Source organism: Streptomyces sp. NBC_00690 (assembly GCF_036226685.1).
Taxonomy (GTDB): Bacteria; Actinomycetota; Actinomycetes; order Streptomycetales; family Streptomycetaceae; genus Streptomyces.
In genome coordinates this window covers 2669503-2688628 of the sequence record NZ_CP109009.1, presented here as the reverse complement: position 1 = coordinate 2688628, position 19126 = coordinate 2669503, and the positions used below count along the sequence as shown (strand labels likewise).

Genomic DNA, 19126 nt, shown 5'->3' with positions numbered 1-19126 from the left:
CGGGGCGCAACCCGCGCGATGTGCTCGTACGGCCCCCGAAGGCACCCGACCCATCTCATCCGGCGGTGGCGTCCCGGCCCGACAGTCACAAGGCACTTTGCCACCTCGGAGTACGCGGACCCGCCGTCCCGCCGGCCATCTCACCGCGGTGTTTGCGCAGCAGCGCTTCCACGACGGCGGAGCGCGGCAGACCTTCCAACAGCTCGACGGGAACCAGGCCCGCCAACTCGGGTAACTCCCCCTCGGTGATGGGCGCGCTCTTCCCGGTCGCGCAGTTCATGGCACCCAAGCCCCCTGTTCACGTATCTCGTACGTCCCGGTCGGGGACGTCGAACCAACCCGACAGGTCCTGGTATCGTCCGGAAATCGTGAGCCGTCGGCGAATACCCAGCCTGTACGCCTGACGTGTGCCGTACGCCTGCCCTGTGTGCACCGGGCAGGCTCTTCCCACTGTACCCAGCCCGGTCAAGTGAGCCTATCCTCGGTAGCGGGGGCTCATGGGTCGAAACGGCCGGGTGCCGGCGTGGAACCATGTCGGTGCCGGCGGTGGTCCCGCCCATCCGTACGGTGACCGGCGGCAGTCTGCGAGGGGCGCGTGGATCGATCCGTCAACTACTTCTACACCAGCTGCACCAGGGGCGACGGCTGGCCGGACATCACCCGGTTTCACGCCGACCTTGAGTACCGGCTGCGGGTGAAGGAGGGCCGGTGGGTGAGCGGCGACCTCGGTGGATCGACGACCGCGGACAGCCCGGCGGCCGAGGCAATCGCCGAGGTCGGAGTGATGATCGCGCTCTACTCACCCCACTTCTTCACGAGCCCGACGTGCGCCTTCGAATGGGCCGTCTTCCAGGCCCGGATCCGCCGCAGCGAACTGCTCGCCCGCCATGACATGAGCCGCTGTCTGATCACGCTGCTGTGGAAGCCGGTGCCGGAAGGCACGAGACCCCCGTCCGTGCCGGCGCCGGAGGAAGCCGTGCACGACGGGCTGGGTCTCGCCGCGCTGATGCAGTCGGACACGCCCGAGTCGTACGACAGCTACTTCCACCTCATCGGACGGCTGGCCGAGCGGATCACCGAGGCACGGCGCACCGAACTGCCCCCTTTCACGACCACCGATCTGGCCGATGTCCAGCCCGAGTTCGGACCCGCGTCGCCCGGCGAGACCGGTGAACCGAGCCTTCCGCGCCGGCGCACACTGCGAGTCGGCTCCCCTGACGCGGCACAACCAGGCTCGACCCCGCAGGACGTCGGCTTCGGCAGCCTGCCCCGACTGGCCCCCGTCGATCCTCCGGTGACCGCGGGGTCCGCATTCCCGACCACCCTGACCGTCGCCGTCAACTACGTGGGCGCTGACCAGGCGTGGGCGGACTGGATCAGCTCCTTACTGGGGGAGGACGGCCACGCCGAGGTGCGACAGGTGCGCTGGGAGGCCGGGGACGAGTCGCTCGGCGAGAGCGTGGCCCGGGCGCGCTCGGCCGCCCACCGCGTGGTCGTGATCTTCTCCCGCAGCTACTTCGCGGCGCGTGCCACCGAACCACTGGAGTGGGAGGACGTGTTCACCGGTCGCGACAGCGAGCGACTGATCCCCGTACAGATCGACGAGGAGCCGCGCCCGGTCCTGGTGCGCCGAGGACTGCGGGTCCTTCGGCTCCACGGCTCCGCCGACGACGAGGTGCGACGGCTGCGGGCGGAAGTGCGTGATCCGAGCCCCCGCGTACCGCTTCCGCGTGAGGGGGAGCTGTGGTGACCGCTCAGAGCGCTCGCCCCCGCACTCCCACCGGCCCGCCGCCGATATCGAACCTCCCGGGGCAGGGCCTTCCCTTCGTGGGGCGCGACGCCCAGATCGCCGAACTCCTCGGCCTGGTCGAGAAGCACGGCCATGTCCTGCTGCACGACCTGGATGTGACCAATCAGGGCATGGGCAAGACCCAGATGGCCATCGCCTACTGCCTGCGCTACACCCTGCGGTACGACGTGGCCTGGTGGTTCTCCTGCCGGGGGGCGCACGACGACGACGCACTCGCGCGCCTGATCGGCGAGCAGTACCGCCAACTGCGCGCGGCCTGTGAGATCACGGACGACTTCCGCCCCCGGCGGCGGAGCGATCCCGCCTGGCTTTTCGTCTATGACCAGGTCGAGTTCCCGGACCGGATCTACGAGCACTTCGTACCGGGCGCCGGGCACCGTCTGATCACCTCCCGCACGGCCGGTCGGACCTGGGGCGACAACCAACTGGGGCTCGCCGGGCTGACCGTGCACGAATCGACCGGCCTCCTGCTGAACCAGGCCCAGAACCTCACGGCACGTGAGGCCGGTCTGTTGGCCGAGGTCGTGGACGGCCACCCGGGGCAGCTCCTCACGCTCGCCGAGATCGCCCGGGACACCGGCTTCGAATCGGCGCGGCACGCACTGCGCGACATGCGCCCGCGCGGTGGACCCGACAAGCGAGGCAACGGCCTGCCACGGAACCAGGGCCCACAAGACCCCTTCGGGACACGGTTCCTGCCGGCCCCCGCGCCCTGGAATGCGCAGGAGATGGCAGCCCCCTCCCTGGGCGGCACGGAGTTCCCCGTCGATCCGCCGAGGGTAAAGGCGCCCGGTGGACAGCAGGGCCGTCGGGCCGGCCGGCTCGACCCACAGGACAAGCGGACGCTGATCGAGGCGCTGGGCAGGTCCCCGGTGGGCCGCAGCCGTGATTCCTGGGATGTGTTCGTCGACTCGATCCGCCAGGCCACGAGGCTCGACCTCTCCGCCGTCAACGACGGGAGCAACGCCAAGGACCGGATCATCTCCCTCGTCAACTTCGCGTTGGGCCGGCCCCGGCCGGATGCGATGGCCGCCATCGCGGACGCGGTGGAGGAGCGTGGCGAGGGAGAGGACGAGATCGACACGGTACGGCGTCTGGTGGACGCGGCGGTGCGAAACTGGGACCCGTGCTAGGTCCTGCCTTCACGGTCGCCTCTGGCCTGCCACGACACCGCGGGGGTGCGCACGGGCCGTCGTGCACCGGGCGGAGTTCGGCACCGACGGCCCGGGATCACCGAGCAGTTCGAGAGCGGTACGACGGAGGCCGCTCGGTACACGCCCGTGGGAGGGGTCATGTCGAACGAACCGTTCTTCTTCACCAGTTACGCCATACGCAGGGCGGACCGCCAGCTGGTGGCGCAGTTCCACGCCCGGTTGCAGGACGAGGTGCAGATCAAGCGCGGACGCTCGCTGCCGCACACGGGCTTCCTCGACACCGAGTCGCTGAAGCTCGGCGTCGGCTGGCGGCGACCGCTGCTGGACGCCCTGCGCACCACCCGCTTTGTGATCGCGCTGCTCGGCGACGACTATCTGGGCAGCACCTGGTGCGGACGGGAGTGGGCCGTGGCGACGGAGCGGGCCCGGCGTGCCACCCTGGCCACGGGGGAGGAGCCCGTCGCCGTCGTACCCCTGTTCTGGACCCGACCCACCGGAGCGCTGCCCCCCGCGGTCAAGGCACTCCAGTACCGGACGAACCTCCTGGGCAGCGCCTATGCGGACACCTGTCTGGTGGATCTGATCCGGGGCGATCCGCGCGAGTACCACCAGTTCATCGTGGATCTGACGGACCTTTTGACGAAGGCGGCCTCGGTGTCCCTCCCACCTCTGGACTTCGCCACCGCAGACACCCTGCCCTCGGCCTTCGTCCCGGTCTCGCCGGCTGCCTTGCCCACGCTGTCCACCCCCGCGGTCCCGGAGCCCGTCGCCGATGCTCTTGGCGGGTCCTCGGCCCTCCCGGGCGTCGTGGGGAACGGCGGCCCGCGGATGACGCCGGCGCAGAAGTCGCAGTACATCGAGATGCTCGTGGACTCCGCGGTGGGGCGCAGCCGTGAGTCCTGGGACGTCTATGTGGACTCGATCCGGGGACTCCTCCAGCCGGTGCGGTTCTCCTTGCTGACGGACGGCGGATCGGCCAGGGTGCGGAGCGTGGCGCTGGCCAATGAGGCGCTTCGGCGCCAGACCCCGGATCTGCTGGTCGCGACCGTCGACGCACTCGCGGAACTGGAGGGCGCGCAGGCTGCCGGACCGCTGCGGGAGTTGGTGGACGACGTGGTGTCGCGCTGGCCGCGGGCGTAGGGCGACGGCTCGAACCCGCACACGAGGATGCGCCCCGCGGGCCACGTTCGGTGTGCGGGTCATCGCCGTCCGTCCTCGTGTGCCCTTGGGGCGGCTGACCGGCCCCGAACGGTCTGAACAGCGGATGCGTAGGACTCGACAGGGGCGGCGGGAAGGGACCTTCGGGCCGTACTGAAGGGTCCTTGGCCCCGTGCACGACTACGCCCTTGGCAATGAATGCTTCCAGCCATGGCTGGTATGGGCGCATATGGGTCGGGAGGGTTTATCGTGCATGACGAGGGGGTTCCGTCGCGGCGTCGGGGTCAGTGCGAACCGTCCCGCTGAATGGAGGAGTCACCTTGCGGACGCTTCAGCCTCTCGGCACGGAAACGGGCGTCGAGCACTCCTGGGACGTCACGGTCGCCCCGGCACTCGATGCCACGGCAGCGGACCGGACATTCGGCACCGATGAGCCGCAGCGACCGGCCTCCGGCGCCCAGCCGCCCGCGTCCGGGCTCAGCGCCGCACTGCTCAGCCGGGTGACCGGGTTCTACGATTCGGGACTGCGCTCGGCCCAGTTCCTGTGGTGCGACGAAGGCCGCTGGGCCTGGTGCCGTCTGGAGCTGCGCTCCGCGTCCCAAGGTGTCGTCGCGCTGGACATCCGACCCCTGACCGGGCCTCCATCCGGACTGACCGCACGCGAGATCGACATCATCTCCCTGGTGGCGCTCGGCCTGTCCAACCGCGAGATATCCAGCCGCCTCGGCACCAGCATCCGTACGGTCACCACTCAGGTGGAACGGTTGCTGAAGAAGCTCGGCCAGGACTCCCGTTCCGGACTCAGCGCGCTCGCCGTCGACCGCGACCTCATCCGGCTGCCCATCCCCGGCGGGGTCGAGCACCGCTCCGGCATCCGCGTCCTCGACATCGAACGCCACTCCGCGACGGCGACCGGGGTGGCGACCCCCGTGCCGCGCAGGAGCAGGCCCGCCCGCCGTGACACCGTGCGGATCGGCACCATCGCCGTCGGCGGCGCCTTCGCGGCCGACGGCCGGGAGACCGCCCAGGGCGCCGAACTCGCCGTCCGTGACATCAACGCCCTGCGCGGTGAGTACGGCCGAGCGCTGGAACACGTCGTCGTCCAGATCGACCCGCTCGACGAGGACTCCGTACGCGAGGGTCTGGCGCGGTTGGTCGAAGCCGATGTCGACGCCATCACCAGCAGTTATGCCAGCGCCATCAGCCAGGGCGTCTTCGACTTCGCCGCCGACTTCGGACGGACCTTCCTCCACACCAACACCTGGACGCGCAGTGTGGAGGCCGTCCGCGAGGACCCCCGCCGTCTTGGGCACGTCTTCCAGACCTGCCCTTCGGAGACCGCCTATCAGTCGGCGCTCCTCGCGTTCCTGCGCTCGCATCCGGCGTCGGGCCTGTCATCAGGCCCGTCATCGCGTACGGGGCCGCCGCGGCTCGCCGTGGTGGAACTCGACGGGTTCGGCTGTGCGATCACCGACGACACCTTCGAAGCCCGGGTGCGTCAGGTGGGGTGGACGGTCACATCGGCCCAGCGGGTCGGTCTGACCGTGGACCGCGTCGACGAGCTCATCGAAGGCGCGCTCAGCGACCGCCCGGATGTCGTCGTGGTGTCCCACCTCAACGTGGAGACCGCGGCCGAGCTCCAGAACGCCATCACCCGTCATAGCCCGGCCCAGCTGACGTACCACATCTACACACCATCGGTGCCGGGGTTCGCCCAGCGGATCGCCAAGGGCGGTGAGGTGATCTGGTCCACGGTGACCGGACGGCCCGATGATCCGCTCGGGCGCCGCTTCAGCGATGCGTACGCGCGTGAGTTCGGCACCGCGCCCGGCCGCAGCCAGGCCAGCGCCGCCTATGACCAGGTGCGGATGCTCCACTCAGCCTTCTCGGTGACGGGATCGTTCCGTCCGGAAGCGGTGGACCGCTATCTGCGGGAATCGGCCTACCGTGGGGTCAACGGCACCTATCTCTTCGCCTCCCCGGGCCAGTCGGTGACCGGCTACCCGTACGACTCGGTCGACCAGAGCCTGTCGCAGCCCACACTCACCTATCGGCTATCGGGACGCGGTCAGGAGATCCTCCCCGTCGGCTGACGACCGGGGAGCCGTGCCGCGGATCGATCGGCGGGGCGGCCAGGAACGCACGAAGGCGCCGCCCACCATCGTGGGCGGCGCCTTCGATCACGTCAGCTCCGATCACGTCAGTTCCCGGCGAAGAACGGTCCGTAGTCGTACGTCACCCGGGGCACCGAACAGGGATGCCCCAGCACCAGGTGCATCAGCTGTCTGGCAGGCTCGATCACCGCACTGGCGACGGTGGAACCCTGCTCCAACTCATGTTCCTTCGGATTGGGGTGGCAGCACAGCGCGTCGGGGAAGTTCTCGTGGTCGCTGAGCACCTCGTGCCAGCCGGCGACCGAAGGTCGTGGCATCAACTCCGCCAGCGCCTGCGCCCGTTCCCTGCGGAACAGGGTGTCCGGCATGACCCGCGGGCCATGGTCGGTGGCGGTCGTCGGGAAGGCACTGTCATCGCTGATGAAGTGGTTGGCGTGGACGAGGTACTCGCCCTGCCGCACCGGGAGCCAACTGATGTCCCGTGCCGTGCCCGGCCGGGCCTCGGCATCCACCGCCGTGCCGTCACCGACGATCAGATAGTTCGCCGACGAGGACCGGGGCGCGGCCCTCAGCACCTGCTCGGCCGCCTCGGCGGATTCGGCCTCCAGCAGTCCCCGCAACAGCAGGTGGTACGGCATCCCCGGGGTGCCCACATCGAGTGAGGAGACCAGGGCATTGGTCAGGACCGTCACACCGGCCGCGTTCATCCCGAACTTGGCGAGGAGGCCCGCCTCCACCACGGACACCCAGCGCGGGCCGCGCTCAGGGACGGCCTCCAGCACCACGACGGTCTGGTGCGAGAAGGGTATCCAGTCCCAGTTCTGCCCCACGATGGGCTCCGGGCCGCGCAGATCGCAGAACGCGGTGCACTCACCGGGGACCACGGCCGCCGCAGCGAGCTTGCGGGCCTTGCCCGAGAAGAGGATCTCGGTACGCAGATTGAGGGCGAGGACGTCGTCGAAGGTCACCCCGGCCCCCTCGGCGATGCCCTCCATCTCCTGGAGGTAGCGGGGGTCGAAGTCCTGGATCGCCGGCACAAAGGTACGGGCCAGTGCCGTTGCCTCGTCCCAGGTGAGGTCGGCGAACTTGGCGTACACCCGGGCGTAGTTCTCCAGGGACAGCAGTACGCGCTCCTTGGCCGCACTCCCGTACTGCACCCCGCGCTCGTGCGCGGTGCCCTCGACCCGGACGACCAGCGGCTCCCGGGGGGTGATGAACTCTTCCGTCGTACTCATGAGGCGCTCTGCCCTCCGTCCACGGCGATGACCGTTCCATTGACGTAACCCGCCTGTTCCGAGGCGAGGAAAAGACACACCTGGGCGACCTCGTCGGCCGTGCCCAGGCGGCGGGCCGGGATCCGTTGCAGCACCTGGGCGAAGATCTCCGGACTGTGCGACACGGTGGTCATCGGGGTGTCGATCACCCCAGGCGCGACCACATTGCAGCGGATTCCTTGAGGACCCCACTCGACGGCCAACTGACGGGCCAGCGAGATCACCGCGCCCTTGCTGGCGCTGTAGGCGGCGCTCGGCTCGCCGCCGTCACCGCGCACGGCGGCGATGCTCGACAACAGGGTCACGCTGCCGCCCTCGCCGGCGATGAGCATCCGCTCCGCTGCCTGGGCCGCGACCAGCAGCGAACCGCGGGCGTTGAGGTTGACCACCGCGTCCCACTCCGCGGCGGTCGTCTCGATCGCCGCCTTGAAGCGGTACACCCCCGCGCAGTGGACGAGGGCGGTCGGTGCGAGGCCGCCCCAGGCGCGATCGACCCGCTGGAACGCCTGCCGTACCGAGGACTCGTCGGTGATGTCGCACGGGAAGGTGGTGATGCCGTCATCGGACTGCTCGCCGTCCTCGTCCACCGCCAGATCCAGACCGATCACCGACCAGCCGTGCCGGGCCGCCAGCGTCGCGGTGGCCCGTCCGATGCCCGAGCGGGAGCCGGTGACCACCAGTCGCCGCCCGGTCCGCGTACCGTCCGTGGGGTTCATGAGGTGAGCACTCCTCCGTTCACATTGAGGGTCTGACCGGTCACGTAGTCCGCGCCCGACAGCAGATAGTGGACGGCGTCGGCCACATCGGCACCGATGCCATGCCGGGCCAGTGGAACTTCGGCGACCAGTCGCTCGCGCTCCTCGTCGAAGGTGCGCCCGCTGCGATGGGCCCGCGACTGCAACTCCTCGCGGTGCATCTCGGTCATCACATAGCCGGGGGCGACCGCGTTGACCGTGCAGTGGGGCGCCAGTTCCACCGACAGCGTCTTCATCAGGGACTGCACGGCCGCCTTGGACGCGCTGTAGGCACCGGCGCCCGGGGTGGGCTGCTGGGCGAAGAGCGACCCGAGGACGACGATCCGACCGGTGTGCCCGTCGTGCGCCAGCGCGGGCCACACCGCGCGCACGGAGTGCAGCACCCCGAAGAAGTTGATCTCCAGTACGCGTTGGATGTCCTGATCGGGAGTGTCGAGGAGCGGGGTCTCCGGGCCGCCGACGGCCGCATTGGCGACCAGGGCGTCGATGCGCCCGAACGCCGCGAGGGCGCGCTCTGCCATCAGCGCCGCGTGCTGCGGTCGGGATACGTCGGCCACCAGGGCCGCGATCCGCTCCCCGCCGGGGTCGAGCGCCTGGCCCGTCCGCACGACCGTGGGGTCGACATCGGTGATCAGGACGTTCCAGCCCTCATCCAGGAGCCGCTGGGCCACACTGCGCCCGATCCCGCGTGCGGCTCCGGTGACGACGGCGGTACGCCGGGTGGCGGCCGGGGGAGTGCGGTCCGCCGCGGGGAGGGCGGGCGAGCTGCTCATGACCGGGCCGCCGTGGACTCGCGCACCGCGCTCGCCACCTCGTGGCAGCGGGCGAACCAGATCCGCTCATCGGCCCGGACCGAGGTCAGGAACTGCTCCAGCATCCGCAGCCGACCGGGGCGGCCGATGATCTGTGGATGGACGGTGAGGGTCACCAGACCGCCGGCGTCATGGATCGCGGACGACTCCTCGCCCCACAGTTCCGCCACCTCGCGCGACGAGCGGATCGTACGGTCCCAACTGGAGGCGTCGAACCAGAAGTGCGGTGCGTCGTCGAGCGACCAGTGCACCGGAATCTCCACCAGGTCGTGGCGGGGATGGGCGTAGGGCAGGACCGCGTCCATCATGTTGGACGAATAGCTGAACCCGTTCGCCACGAGGAGATCCAACGTGTTCGGGCTGATGTCCCACGAAGGGGATCGGTAACCCATGATCCGGTCCTGGAAGGAACGCAGTACGGACAGCCCGCGTGCGAGTTCCTCCTCCTCCTGGTCCCGTGCCATCAGGTGCGGAGAGCGGTGGGTGAATCCATGGTGCCCGATTTCATGGCCCTGTTCGACCACGGATTCCACGATCGCCGGATGCCTTTCCGCATCACCGCCGCAGACGAAGAACGTGGCCGGTATATCCAGACGCGTCAGCATGTTCAGCAACTGGGGTACCGCGACTTCGGCGCCATAGCGCGCCTGAGAAAGCACTCCGGGGCGGGCGGCGTTCGCAGGGTCTTCGGCGAGCCACAATTCTTCGGCGTCGAAGTCGATGGTCAACGCCAAAGCCGCGCTATAGCCAGCTGGCCACATACGGGGTCCTCTCTCCAATGCGGGATTGAGGAACACGGTAACGATCAGGACCGTTTTGCGAACTCCGTAAGATTACGTATCGGGCCGTGTGAACGGGGACTGCGCCCGACCCCGGTGGTGCTGAGCCCGGGCACCCGTACGTACAGATGCGTATGTCGGTCGCCGCCGGGTTTTGCCACCCTTCGGGAATCGATGGAACCCCGTTGAACCGACGGGCGCGGAGAGGAAATGCCGGTGTCCAGTCCCACCAGTGAAAAAGCACCTCAGCTGACGAGAGTGCTGCGGTTGCCCGCGATCGTCCTGTTCGGTCTCACCTATATGTCTCCGGTCGCCGTCTTCACGACCTACGGAATCGTCAATGACGAAACCGCGGGGCATCTGCCGGCCGCCTATGTTCTGGCACTGGGCGTGATGCTGCTGACCGCACACAGTTACGGTCGGATGGTGCGAAGCTTTCCGGCCGCCGGTTCCGCGTACAAATATTCCCAGCGGGTCTTCGGGGGCCATGTCGGTTTCCTCACCGGCTGGACGCTGATGCTGGACTACCTCTTCTTGCCGATGGTGTCCTTCCTCCTCGCCGGCATCTATCTGCACGCCCAGTTCCCCGGGGTGCCGCAGGGCGTGTGGAGCGTGCTCGTCCTGTTGGTGGTGCTGGTCTTCAATGTGCTGGGCGTGAAGTTCATCAGCAAGATCACCGCGATCATCATGGGGATCACGGCAGTGCTGCTGGTGGTCTTCGTGACGCTGTCCGGTGTGCAGTCCGAGGTCTCGGCCTCCGACGCCTTCCAGTCGTTCATCCCCGAGTCCGGTCAGTGGACGCTGCTGGCGGGCGGTGCGGCCATCCTGGCGCTGAGCTTCCTGGGGTTCGACGCGGTCTCCACGCTCGCCGAGGAGGCCCACAACCCGCGCAAGACCATTCCGCTCGGCATCATCCTCACCACCGCGATCGGTGGTGGTCTCTTCATCCTGGTGGCCTGGGTCGGTTCGCTGGTCCGCCCGGACAACAACTTCACCGACCCCGACTCGGCCGGTGCGGAGTTGATGGAGACCGTCGGTGGCAGCGCCCTGAGCGGTGCGTTCACGGCGGTGTACGTGCTCGGCTGTATCGGTTCGGCCATGGTGTCGCAGGCGAGCGTGTCCCGGATCATCTTCTCCATGGGCCGCGACGGACTGCTGCCCCGCACGCTCTTCGGCCGACTGCACCCCAAGTTCGGTACGCCGGTGGGTGCCCTGATCGCGGTGTCGGCGGTCGCCCTCCTCTCCACCGTCCTCACGCTCGACCAGGCCGTCGTCATGATCAACTTCGGTGCGCTGGCCGCCTTCTCGATGGTCAACCTGAGCGTGATCAAGCACTATCTGTTCGGCAAGGGACGGACCATGGGCGCCAGGTCGCTCCTGGTCAACGGTCTGCTGCCGGGCCTCGGCTTCGCCTCGACGGTCTGGCTGTGGACCAGCCTCACGGGTGAGACCTTCGTGGTGGGTCTGGTGTGGATGGCGGTCGGCGTCTTGCTGCTGGCGATCTCCACCCGGTTCTTCACCCGGCAGCCGCCCGAGTTGCACATGGGCGCCGAGGGCGAGGACTTCGCCGCCCTGGAGACCGAGACCCCGACGGTGTCCCGACCGCACGAGGGCAGTCCGCTGGGCTGATCCCGCACCGCGCGAAGCGTGTGGATGAAAAGGAACGCGGAGGAGGCAGGTGCGATCCGCGGCACCTGCCTCCTCCGCGTTCCGGGGTCCGAGAGCGGCGGCTCGCATTTCCAGCGGGCTGCCGTGTTCCGGGTGTCTCGGCGGTGAGTCCCGCCGTCTCTTCGCCCGGGGCTTCCTGCTCAGCCCGTTCAGTTCGCTTGGTCGAACTGTGGTGACTGGGCCACCACCCGCTCCGCGACCGGGAAGACGGTTCCGCAGTCACCGCACTCCGCGTCCCCGAAGAGATGGGCGATCCCCTCGGCCACTTCCTTGTGCCCGTCGCTCATGGCCCGTTGATGCAGCCGCTCGGACGGCCCCAGCAGATCCTGCGGTGCCTTCGGACGCAGCGGGCGGCGTCCCTCGCCATCCGGACCCTCCTCGGTGGACGAGAAGTAGCCGGCATCGCCCAACGTCAGGAAGATTTCCACCCCGCAGTGGGGACAGTTCACCTCGTACTCGCCCTCCACGAGGCCGTCGAGGAGTTCGTCCCACACGGTCACGCCGTCGAAGGCCAGCGCGGTCTGGAGCAGCAGCACGTACGTCTGCGGCTCCAGCGCCGCTCCCAGGCACTCGTCGGTCAGCCCCGCCAGTTCAGCGATGGTGGACGCATGGGTCGTGCGGATGTCGGAGCCGTCCGGCGAACGACGGGCGCAACTCACGATCACGCCCGCCGCGATCAGGGCCCAGGAGCGCTGCTCGGGCTCCTGGGCGGCTGCGATCCGTGCGAGCCGGGGTAGCGCCGCGAAGCTCGCAGTGAAGGCCGAGTCCAACTGTGGACAGAGACGATCCATCAGTTCCGGCCAAACGCTACTCGGGGCAGCCTCAAATCGGTCGAGCAGGGCCGGAACGCCATCTGCGGAACCGAATGCGTCCTTGAGCTGCGACCAATCCGTCATGCCCGGATCTAACCAGGCGCTCGGTGGGGAAGGGAGAGCAGGCGGGTACCTGTCCCTTTTCAGTCAGTTGTGCAGTTGATTACTTCGACCGGTCGGCGGCGTTCACTCAGCGGGACAGCTGGCCCCTGCCAGGGACCGGGCCACCACCCCGACCTCCTTCGAGAGCTTCAACAGCCCAGTCAGTGTCTTCTGTTCGGCCGGACGGGTGCTCTCCTGATCGAGCCAGGTGTGCAGCCGGTCGACCGAGTCCCAGATCGGATCGAGCGTCATCTCCAGGGTGTGCTCCATGGCACCAGCGTCCCATGCCGACGCCCTGTCGGCAGCGTTCCCGGGTGCGTTGGCCGAGCCTCGCCACAATGTGCTTTTCCTGTGGTTGTTTTCGGTGCACGGGCGAAGGGTCGAACACGACGAACGAGGTACGGGCGCTGGGCGTTGACCAGCCGGAGGCGCCCGGCCGGACACCGTCCCCGATTCGGCCGCATCGGTCCAGGCAGCAGCCAGTGACACGGGTCATCGGCTCCGGGGCAGGTCCCCGGGCCGCGGACCTTCGCAAGCGGTCAAGGGCACGGCCCCATCGGACGGAGCGGGATCCGCATCGATCGACGCCCCGCGGTCGAAGCTCCACACGGTACGACGCGTCCAGGCGGCCGATTGTGGGTGCACCACGCCCGGCCGACTCCGCTGCCAGAGGCGATCGAAGGACTGTCGCGTTGCCCCTGGCGGGCCACCGTGGATGACGGAACAGCCCCTCAGCCCCGCCCGATGAAGGGCATCCCCGTTGCCATCACCGTCACGAACTGCACATTCGCCTCCAACGGCAACTCGGCCATGTGCAACACCGTCCGCGCCACGTCCGCCACATCCATCAGCGGCTCGGCGGCACGCGACCCGTTCGCCTGCACCACCCCCTGGGCCATCGGAGCGGTCATCTCGGTCGCGGCATTGCCGATGTCGATCTGCCCGCAGGCGATCCCGTACGCCCGACCGTCCAACGAGATCGACTTCGTCAGCCCGGTGATCGCGTGCTTCGTCGCCGTGTACGGGGCCGAGTGCGGGCGGGGCACCTGAGCCGAGAGGGAGCCGTTGTTGATGATGCGTCCCCCGCGCGGGGACTGGTCCCGCATCAACCGGAACGCGGCCTGGGCGCAGAGGAAAGCCCCGGTCAGATTGACGTCCACCACCGCCCGCCAATCCTCGGGCGAGAGGTTCTCGAACCGCACCCCACCGCCGGGACCGAACACACCCGCATTGTTGAACAGCAGGTCGACACGGCCCCAATGCCGATGGACCTCCTCGAAAAGCGTGGTCACATCGGCGGGTGACGTCACATCAGTGGGGACGCAGCGCAGCTGCCCGTTCGTCAACGACGCCGTCTCCGCCAACGGCCCGGGCCTGCGCCCGGCCAGCGCCACCCGCCAACCCGCCCCTGCCAGCGCCAACGCGACACTCCGACCGATGCCCGACCCCGCACCCGTCACCACTGCGACCCGCGATTGATCCGTCATGGGCGCGCAGCGTAGCCCCGTGGCAGCCCTCGGCGCGCCCGGTATGACCGCCCGTCCGTCCCACACCGCGCAGTCGGCTGAACTGCGCAGCGCGGCCCGCCACATGACCCGTCGCCGTCTGCTCAACCACACCACGGCCGCGGTGGCACTCGCCTTCGGCGTGGGACTGCCCGGTACGGCGCACGCCGCCGAACTCGACGCCCGGCGCATCACCGATGACCCCTTCACCCTGGGCATCGCGTCCGGGGAGCCGCTGCCGGGCTCCGTACTGCTGTGGACCCGACTTGCGCCGTTCCCCTACGAACCCGACGGCGGAATGCCGTTCCGCCGGGTACGGCTGCGCTGGGAGATCGCGCACGACCCCCGCTTCACCCGGATCGTCCGCCGTGGCACCGCGGTGTCCCATCCCGAACTGCACCACAGCGTCCACTGCGAGGTGAACGGGCTCGTTGAGGACCGCACGTACTACTACCGCTTTCGCGCCGGGCGGTGGATCAGTGCCACCGGCCGCACCCGCACCGCACCCGCGCCGTCGTCCCGGGTGGCCGCGCTGCGGTTCGCGGCCGTCTCCTGCCAGGCGTACCACCACGGGTACTTCACCCCGTACCGGCATCTCGCCGACGAGGAACTCGCCGTCGTCTTCCACCTCGGCGACTACCTGTACGAGCACCCCGTGAGCCCCGTCGGCGGCGCCCGCCGTCTCACCGGAGGGCCGCTGCCCGCCCACTTCGACCGCGAGACCCTCACCCTGGAGGACTACCGGCTGCGCTACGGCCTCTACAAGAGCGATCCGGACCTCAAGGCGGCCCATGCCGCGCATCCCTTCGTCCTCACCTGGGACGACCATGAGACGGAGAACAACTACGCGGGCGACCAACCGGGTCACACCCAGCCGACGGAGGAGTTCCTCCTGCGCCGGGCGTCCGCCTACCGCGCCTACTGGGAGCACCAGCCGCTGCGGCTGCCCCAGCGCCCCCGCGGGCCCGACATGCGGCTCTACCGCAGGGTGCGCTTCGGGCGGCTCGCGCAGTTCGACGTCCTCGACACGCGCCAGTACCGCTCGGCGCAGGCGTACGGCGACGGGTGGCACCCCCCGGGCCCGCAGTCCGAGGACCCCGCGCGCACCCTCACCGGTGCCGCGCAGGAACGCTGGCTCCTCGACGGCTGGCGCACCTCCCGCGCCCGCTGGCACGTCCTGGCCCAGCAGGTCACCTTCGCCCGACGATGGCGCAGCCCGGTGCCGCCGCACACCGTGAGCATGGACGCCTGGGACGGCTACCCCGCCTCACGGAGCCGGGTCCTCGCCGGAGCGGAGGCTGCCGGCATCGACCGTCTGCTGGTGCTGAGCGGCGACGTCCATGTGTCGTACGGCTTCGACCTCAAGGCCGACTGGGACGACCCCGACTCCCGCACGCTCGGCACCGAAATCGTCACCACCTCCATCAGCAGCGGAGGCAACGGCACCGCTCGGCCCCCGAACTGGACCGCACTCACCACCGCCAACCCCCATCTGCGCCACTACGACGGCCACCGTGGCTACACGGTCGTCACGCTCGACGAGGACCGGATGCGTGCGGACTTCCGGACCGTCACGGCGGTCACCACCCCGACCGCACCGATGACGACGGCCGCCTCCTTCATCAGCGAGGCCCGATCTCCCGGGCTGCGACGCGTATGAAGTCCACACATTCCGAGGAGTCGGGTGCGAAGCACCGACCCTTGCAGACAGGTGCCAACCAATCCTGCGGAGCTGAGAGCATAGGTAAGGATTCAACGATATGGAGATGTGATGCCGAAGCCGGACAGCGGCCAGGGCGGTACGGAAGGGAACATACCCAGCGCGCGAACGCCGTCGGCCCCCCGGACGACGACCGCCGCGACCGAAGCGACCGGAGCGACCGCCGCGATGGCCGCGGTGACCTCGCCCACACCCGTCGACACCGAAGCCCCCGCGCCCGTCGAGCGTGCGGGGACCGGCGATCCCCGTACGGTGGCACGGCGCGCAGGACTCGTCGTCACTCTCGTCCTCGGCGGCCTCACCGCGCTGCCGCCCCTCTCCATGGACATGTACCTCCCGGCGCTCCCCGCCGTCACGGACTCCCTGTCCGCACCCGCCTCGACCGTGCAGCTCACCCTGACCGCCTGTCTGGCCGGCATGGCGCTGGGACAACTCGTCGTCGGACCCATGAGCGACAAGTGGGGGCGCCGCCGCCCGCTGCTCATCGGAATGCTCGTCTACATCCTCGCCACCGCCATCTGCGCCTTTGCACCCTCCGCTGAACTGCTGATCGCCTTCCGGTTGCTCCAGGGCCTCGCCGGTGCGGCGGGGATCGTCATCGCACGGGCGGTGGTCCGCGATCTGTACGACGGAGTGGAGATGGCCCGTTTCTTCTCCACCCTGATGCTCGTCTCGGGCGTGGCACCGATCATCGCGCCGGTGATCGGCAGCCAGGTGCTCCGCTTCACCGACTGGCGCGGGATCTTCGTCGTCCTCACCGGCGTCGGTGTGCTGCTGACGGTGGTGGTCCTGAAGTGGCTGCCGGAGACCCTCGCGCCCGAGCGACGGCACAGCGGCGGTGTCGGCCAGGCCCTGCGCACCATGCGCGGACTCCTCGCCGACCGTGTCTTCGCCGGCTACATGCTCACGGGCGGACTCGCCTTCGCCGTCCTCTTCGCCTACATCTCGGCCTCGCCTTTCGTGGTGCAGGAGATCTACGGCGCCTCCCCGCAGACGTTCAGCCTGCTGTTCGGCCTGAACTCCATCGGTCTGATCGTGCTGGGGCAGATCAACGGCCGACTGCTGGTGGGACGCGTCAGCCTGGACAAGGCGCTGGGGGCCGGGCTTGCCATGATCACCCTGGCGGCGGTGGCACTGCTGCTCCTCACCTCAGGAGTCTTCGGCGAGGTCGGTCTGTTCGCGGTGTCGGCGGGGCTCTTCGTCCTGATGGCGGCGATGGGGCTCGTGATGCCCAACACCAACGCCTTGGCGCTCAGCCGCACCCCCCACGCGGCAGGCTCGGCCTCCGCGCTCCTCGGTACGTGTTCCTTCCTGATCGGGGCGGTCGCCTCACCCCTGGTCGGCATCGCAGGGGAGGCGACGGCCGTACCGATGGCCGTGGTGCAGTTGGCCTGTGCGCTGGCGGCGGTGGCCTGCTTCCTGGTGCTGTGCAGGCCCTGGCGTCCGCGCGAGGGCGCCACGGTCTAGATGTACTGATCATGAGCGGGTGCACCCGGCTGGGCTGGCCTCGGTTGGTGCGGGTGCGAGGTGCGGGATTCAGGGCAGGCGGCGGGGGTGGCCCAACAGATGCAGTCGGTCCTTCGAGTCCGTCCAGCTGAAGACGCCCACCCCGGCGACCTCGAACTGCGGGATCCGCACCTGCGGAGCCAGCGGCTGGGGCACTGGCCGGGGCACCTCCAACTGCACCGGTACGCCACCGCCCGCCAGCGCATCGGCCACACTGCGGGCGCTGGTTGCGCCGTAGGCCGTGCCGGTGTCGCCGACGGTCGCCAACAGCAGTTGCCGTGAGCCGTCCGACTGCTCGAAACAGTGCGCCTTGCGGCGCTCCAGATCGAAGGCGAGATGGCCCGCGACGAGGTACCCGCCGTTCGGCGACACCACGGCGCGCGGAAACTCGCCGGGCTCGATCGCGGGCTTGTGGCAGCGCGTCTGCGCGATCGGCTTGCCCGTCGCGGTGTCGTGCACGGCCCAGATCTCATGGGTGCGCGCATCCTTCCGCTTCTTCGCCGGCCGCCACTTGGCGAGGAGGAGGCCGGGCGCCACGGAGGTCGGCGTACCCGATGCGGGGTCGGCGCCCGAGGGGGCCACGTTCCTGCTGTACCAGCCGCCCTTGACCCAGAAGCCGCTTTCGCCGCTGAGCAGGAGCCCCTTGTCCGTCACTGCGCGGACCTCGGTGAGCCGACGACAGCCGGTGCAACCCCGGGGATGGGCCAGCGCGTTCTCGGGGACCCGGGCCGTCTCCCCGGAGAGGGGATCGACGACCGCATTGCGGGTGCGGCCGTCGGTGATCAGGATCCCCGGACCACTGCCCGATACGGTCGGCGCACCGGACCAGGGGAGTTCGACCCGGCGCCGGGCGCCGCTCAGGGCGTCGTAGACATCGAGGACGACGAAGGTGTCCGACGTCAGATGGTCCCCGCTCGTCCTGCCGAACGACCAGGCCACGAAGAACTCGCGTCCCTCACGGGCGACGGAGAGCAGCCGGGGGAAGCGCCCCGCCGCAGCCCCACCGGGTGCGTCGGACACTGAGGAGTCGATGGCCGTCGGCGGCTGCCAGGGGTGGCCGCTCCAGCCGGGTTGCCCGGTCGACACATCGAGCGTACGCATCCGGAACCTGCCCTTCGGCAGCCGTTCCAGATGGGCGAGGAGTCCGCTCGCCCGGGCGAGCGCCTGCTCGGGGGAGGCGTCCGGGATCTCCCAGCGTTGACCGGTGGCGTAGGAGGGCGGGACGGCGAGTTGCGCGGCCGGTGCGGGGGAGGACTTGGTGGTGGGGCGGGAGGGGGCGTCGGCAGCCGAGGAGTCGGTGTCGCTGCCGCACATGGTCAGGACGAGGAGCAGTGCCGTTCCGCCGGCTCCGGCTGCCAGCGCCATGCGCATGATCCGCCGTCTTCTGCGCCCCTGTGTGCTCATGGATCCCCCGAGCGCGATGCTCACATCCGAGGGCGCCCGTCCCGTGCGGCGCCTCACCCCGTGGCGGGACCGCACACATCCGCGGGCGGTCTCGCCTTGCCTGGTCCTGCTCGCGTGCTCGTGATGCCAGTGGATCTCGGACGCTGGTGCTGTGACACCGCTCTCGGCCCGGAGCGGTGCTCTTCTCCTGCTCTCCGGCATTTCGGTGCGGTTGTGTGCACCGAGCCAGATCACTGCTCACTTTGCGGGCCGCTGCTCACCTGCCGAAACACCGCTCGCACCGCAGGCTGCCGCTCACGCCCATGGATGGTGCTCACGTTCCGTGTGCGTCAACGGCGGTCAGCGTAGCAACAGGCCCTCCGTACCGCTCGGTTCGGGCCCGGATGGAAGCGAAGGGCACGGCGATCGTGGATTCGGTCGGCCTGCTGTGTCTGCTGCGTCTGCTGTGTCTGTCATGTCTGCGGTGTCTGCGTGTCTGCCGGGGCTGTTCAGCTGTTCGGCGTCGACGGTCGGCCGTCGACGGATCACTTCCCTGTGCTGTGCTGTGCTGTGC

General features: G+C 69.4%; 16 protein-coding genes. 7 read left to right on the top strand and 9 right to left on the bottom strand.

Annotated elements, in window-relative coordinates:
- Positions 1–85 precede the first annotated feature (85 nt).
- On the bottom strand, positions 86–280 hold the full coding sequence (locus OID54_RS11875; protein ID WP_329017994.1) for a hypothetical protein: 195 nt from the start codon (positions 278–280) through the stop codon (positions 86–88).
- 315 nt (positions 281–595) lie between these two features.
- On the opposite strand from OID54_RS11875, the gene OID54_RS11870 reads away from it, so the two are divergent.
- The 4 genes from OID54_RS11870 to OID54_RS11855 all read left to right on the top strand — a co-directional run bounded on the left by OID54_RS11870 (position 596) and on the right by OID54_RS11855 (position 6215).
- Positions 596–1750 (top strand): toll/interleukin-1 receptor domain-containing protein, encoded by a 1155-nt coding sequence (locus tag OID54_RS11870; RefSeq protein ID WP_329017992.1) that lies wholly within the window; start codon positions 596–598, stop codon positions 1748–1750.
- Positions 1747–2943 carry an effector-associated domain 2-containing protein gene (locus tag OID54_RS11865; RefSeq protein WP_329017990.1) on the top strand — a complete coding sequence of 399 codons (1197 nt, stop codon included), beginning with the start codon at positions 1747–1749 and terminating at the stop codon, positions 2941–2943. Before OID54_RS11870 ends, OID54_RS11865 begins: the two co-directional genes overlap by 4 nt.
- 159 nt (positions 2944–3102) lie before the next feature.
- On the top strand, positions 3103–4104 hold the full coding sequence (locus OID54_RS11860; RefSeq protein ID WP_329017987.1) for a toll/interleukin-1 receptor domain-containing protein: 1002 nt from the start codon (positions 3103–3105) through the stop codon (positions 4102–4104).
- A gap of 338 nt (positions 4105–4442) precedes the next feature.
- The gene (locus OID54_RS11855) at positions 4443–6215 is read left to right on the top strand and encodes an ABC transporter substrate-binding protein (protein WP_329017985.1); all 1773 of its coding nucleotides are present in this window, start codon (positions 4443–4445) and stop codon (positions 6213–6215) included.
- 107 nt (positions 6216–6322) lie between these two features.
- On the opposite strand, the gene OID54_RS11850 is transcribed toward OID54_RS11855, so the two are convergent.
- Genes OID54_RS11850 through OID54_RS11835 form a run of 4 tightly spaced genes read right to left on the bottom strand, consistent with a single transcriptional unit; the run spans position 6323 to position 9811 of the window.
- A complete protein-coding gene (locus OID54_RS11850; RefSeq protein ID WP_329017983.1) occupies positions 6323–7471 on the bottom strand; it encodes a C45 family peptidase in 1149 nt (382 codons plus the stop codon).
- A complete protein-coding gene (locus OID54_RS11845; RefSeq protein WP_329017982.1) occupies positions 7468–8226 on the bottom strand; it encodes an SDR family NAD(P)-dependent oxidoreductase in 759 nt (252 codons plus the stop codon). The genes OID54_RS11850 and OID54_RS11845 overlap by 4 nt, the downstream gene beginning before the upstream one ends.
- Complete coding sequence (locus OID54_RS11840) at positions 8223–9038, bottom strand: SDR family NAD(P)-dependent oxidoreductase (RefSeq protein ID WP_329017978.1); 816 nt, start codon at positions 9036–9038, stop codon at positions 8223–8225. Before OID54_RS11840 ends, OID54_RS11845 begins: the two co-directional genes overlap by 4 nt.
- Positions 9035–9811 carry a polysaccharide deacetylase family protein gene (locus OID54_RS11835; protein WP_329017975.1) on the bottom strand — a complete coding sequence of 259 codons (777 nt, stop codon included), beginning with the start codon at positions 9809–9811 and terminating at the stop codon, positions 9035–9037. The genes OID54_RS11840 and OID54_RS11835 overlap by 4 nt, the downstream gene beginning before the upstream one ends.
- Before the next feature lie 312 nt (positions 9812–10123).
- On the opposite strand from OID54_RS11835, the gene OID54_RS11830 reads away from it, so the two are divergent.
- Entirely contained in the window at positions 10124–11485 is a 1362-nt protein-coding gene (locus OID54_RS11830) for an APC family permease (RefSeq protein WP_329017972.1), read from the top strand.
- Between the two features lie 188 nt (positions 11486–11673).
- On the opposite strand, the gene OID54_RS11825 is transcribed toward OID54_RS11830, so the two are convergent.
- The 3 genes from OID54_RS11825 to OID54_RS11815 all read right to left on the bottom strand — a co-directional run bounded on the left by OID54_RS11825 (position 11674) and on the right by OID54_RS11815 (position 13925).
- The gene (locus tag OID54_RS11825; protein WP_329017968.1) at positions 11674–12420 is read right to left on the bottom strand and encodes a hypothetical protein; all 747 of its coding nucleotides are present in this window, start codon (positions 12418–12420) and stop codon (positions 11674–11676) included.
- A gap of 102 nt (positions 12421–12522) precedes the next feature.
- Positions 12523–12708 carry a hypothetical protein gene (locus tag OID54_RS11820; protein WP_329017964.1) on the bottom strand — a complete coding sequence of 62 codons (186 nt, stop codon included), beginning with the start codon at positions 12706–12708 and terminating at the stop codon, positions 12523–12525.
- Positions 12709–13169: 461 nt separating this feature from the next.
- Positions 13170–13925, bottom strand: a complete 756-nt coding sequence (locus OID54_RS11815; RefSeq protein ID WP_329017961.1) for an SDR family oxidoreductase — start codon at positions 13923–13925, stop codon at positions 13170–13172.
- A gap of 43 nt (positions 13926–13968) precedes the next feature.
- Between OID54_RS11815 and OID54_RS11810 the strand changes: the two genes are divergently transcribed.
- Together OID54_RS11810 and OID54_RS11805 are read left to right on the top strand one after the other, a co-directional pair.
- Positions 13969–15603 carry an alkaline phosphatase D family protein gene (locus OID54_RS11810; RefSeq protein WP_329027437.1) on the top strand — a complete coding sequence of 545 codons (1635 nt, stop codon included), beginning with the start codon at positions 13969–13971 and terminating at the stop codon, positions 15601–15603.
- 111 nt (positions 15604–15714) lie between these two features.
- On the top strand, positions 15715–17130 hold the full coding sequence (locus OID54_RS11805; protein WP_329017959.1) for a Bcr/CflA family multidrug efflux MFS transporter: 1416 nt from the start codon (positions 15715–15717) through the stop codon (positions 17128–17130).
- Between the two features lie 69 nt (positions 17131–17199).
- Here the strand turns inward: OID54_RS11805 and OID54_RS11800 are convergent, their stop codons facing one another.
- A complete protein-coding gene (locus tag OID54_RS11800) occupies positions 17200–18573 on the bottom strand; it encodes a hypothetical protein (RefSeq protein ID WP_329017957.1) in 1374 nt (457 codons plus the stop codon).
- Positions 18574–19126: the final 553 nt, after the last annotated feature.

What these genes read in the sequence shown, in the direction of transcription:
- OID54_RS11875 (WP_329017994.1), bottom strand. Translation starts at nt 280, where the DNA reads ATGAACTGCGCGACCGGGAAGAGCGCGCCCATCACCGAGGGGGAGTTA.
- OID54_RS11820 (WP_329017964.1), bottom strand. Translation starts at nt 12,708, where the DNA reads ATGGAGCACACCCTGGAGATGACGCTCGATCCGATCTGGGACTCGGTC.
- OID54_RS11825 (WP_329017968.1), bottom strand. Translation starts at nt 12,420, where the DNA reads ATGACGGATTGGTCGCAGCTCAAGGACGCATTCGGTTCCGCAGATGGC.
- OID54_RS11810 (WP_329027437.1), top strand. Translation starts at nt 13,969, where the DNA reads ATGACCGCCCGTCCGTCCCACACCGCGCAGTCGGCTGAACTGCGCAGC.
- OID54_RS11845 (WP_329017982.1), bottom strand. Translation starts at nt 8,226, where the DNA reads ATGAACCCCACGGACGGTACGCGGACCGGGCGGCGACTGGTGGTCACC.
- OID54_RS11815 (WP_329017961.1), bottom strand. Translation starts at nt 13,925, where the DNA reads ATGACGGATCAATCGCGGGTCGCAGTGGTGACGGGTGCGGGGTCGGGC.
- OID54_RS11840 (WP_329017978.1), bottom strand. Translation starts at nt 9,038, where the DNA reads ATGAGCAGCTCGCCCGCCCTCCCCGCGGCGGACCGCACTCCCCCGGCC.
- OID54_RS11860 (WP_329017987.1), top strand. Translation starts at nt 3,103, where the DNA reads ATGTCGAACGAACCGTTCTTCTTCACCAGTTACGCCATACGCAGGGCG.
- OID54_RS11850 (WP_329017983.1), bottom strand. Translation starts at nt 7,471, where the DNA reads ATGAGTACGACGGAAGAGTTCATCACCCCCCGGGAGCCGCTGGTCGTC.
- OID54_RS11805 (WP_329017959.1), top strand. Translation starts at nt 15,715, where the DNA reads ATGCCGAAGCCGGACAGCGGCCAGGGCGGTACGGAAGGGAACATACCC.
- OID54_RS11800 (WP_329017957.1), bottom strand. Translation starts at nt 18,573, where the DNA reads ATGAGCACACAGGGGCGCAGAAGACGGCGGATCATGCGCATGGCGCTG.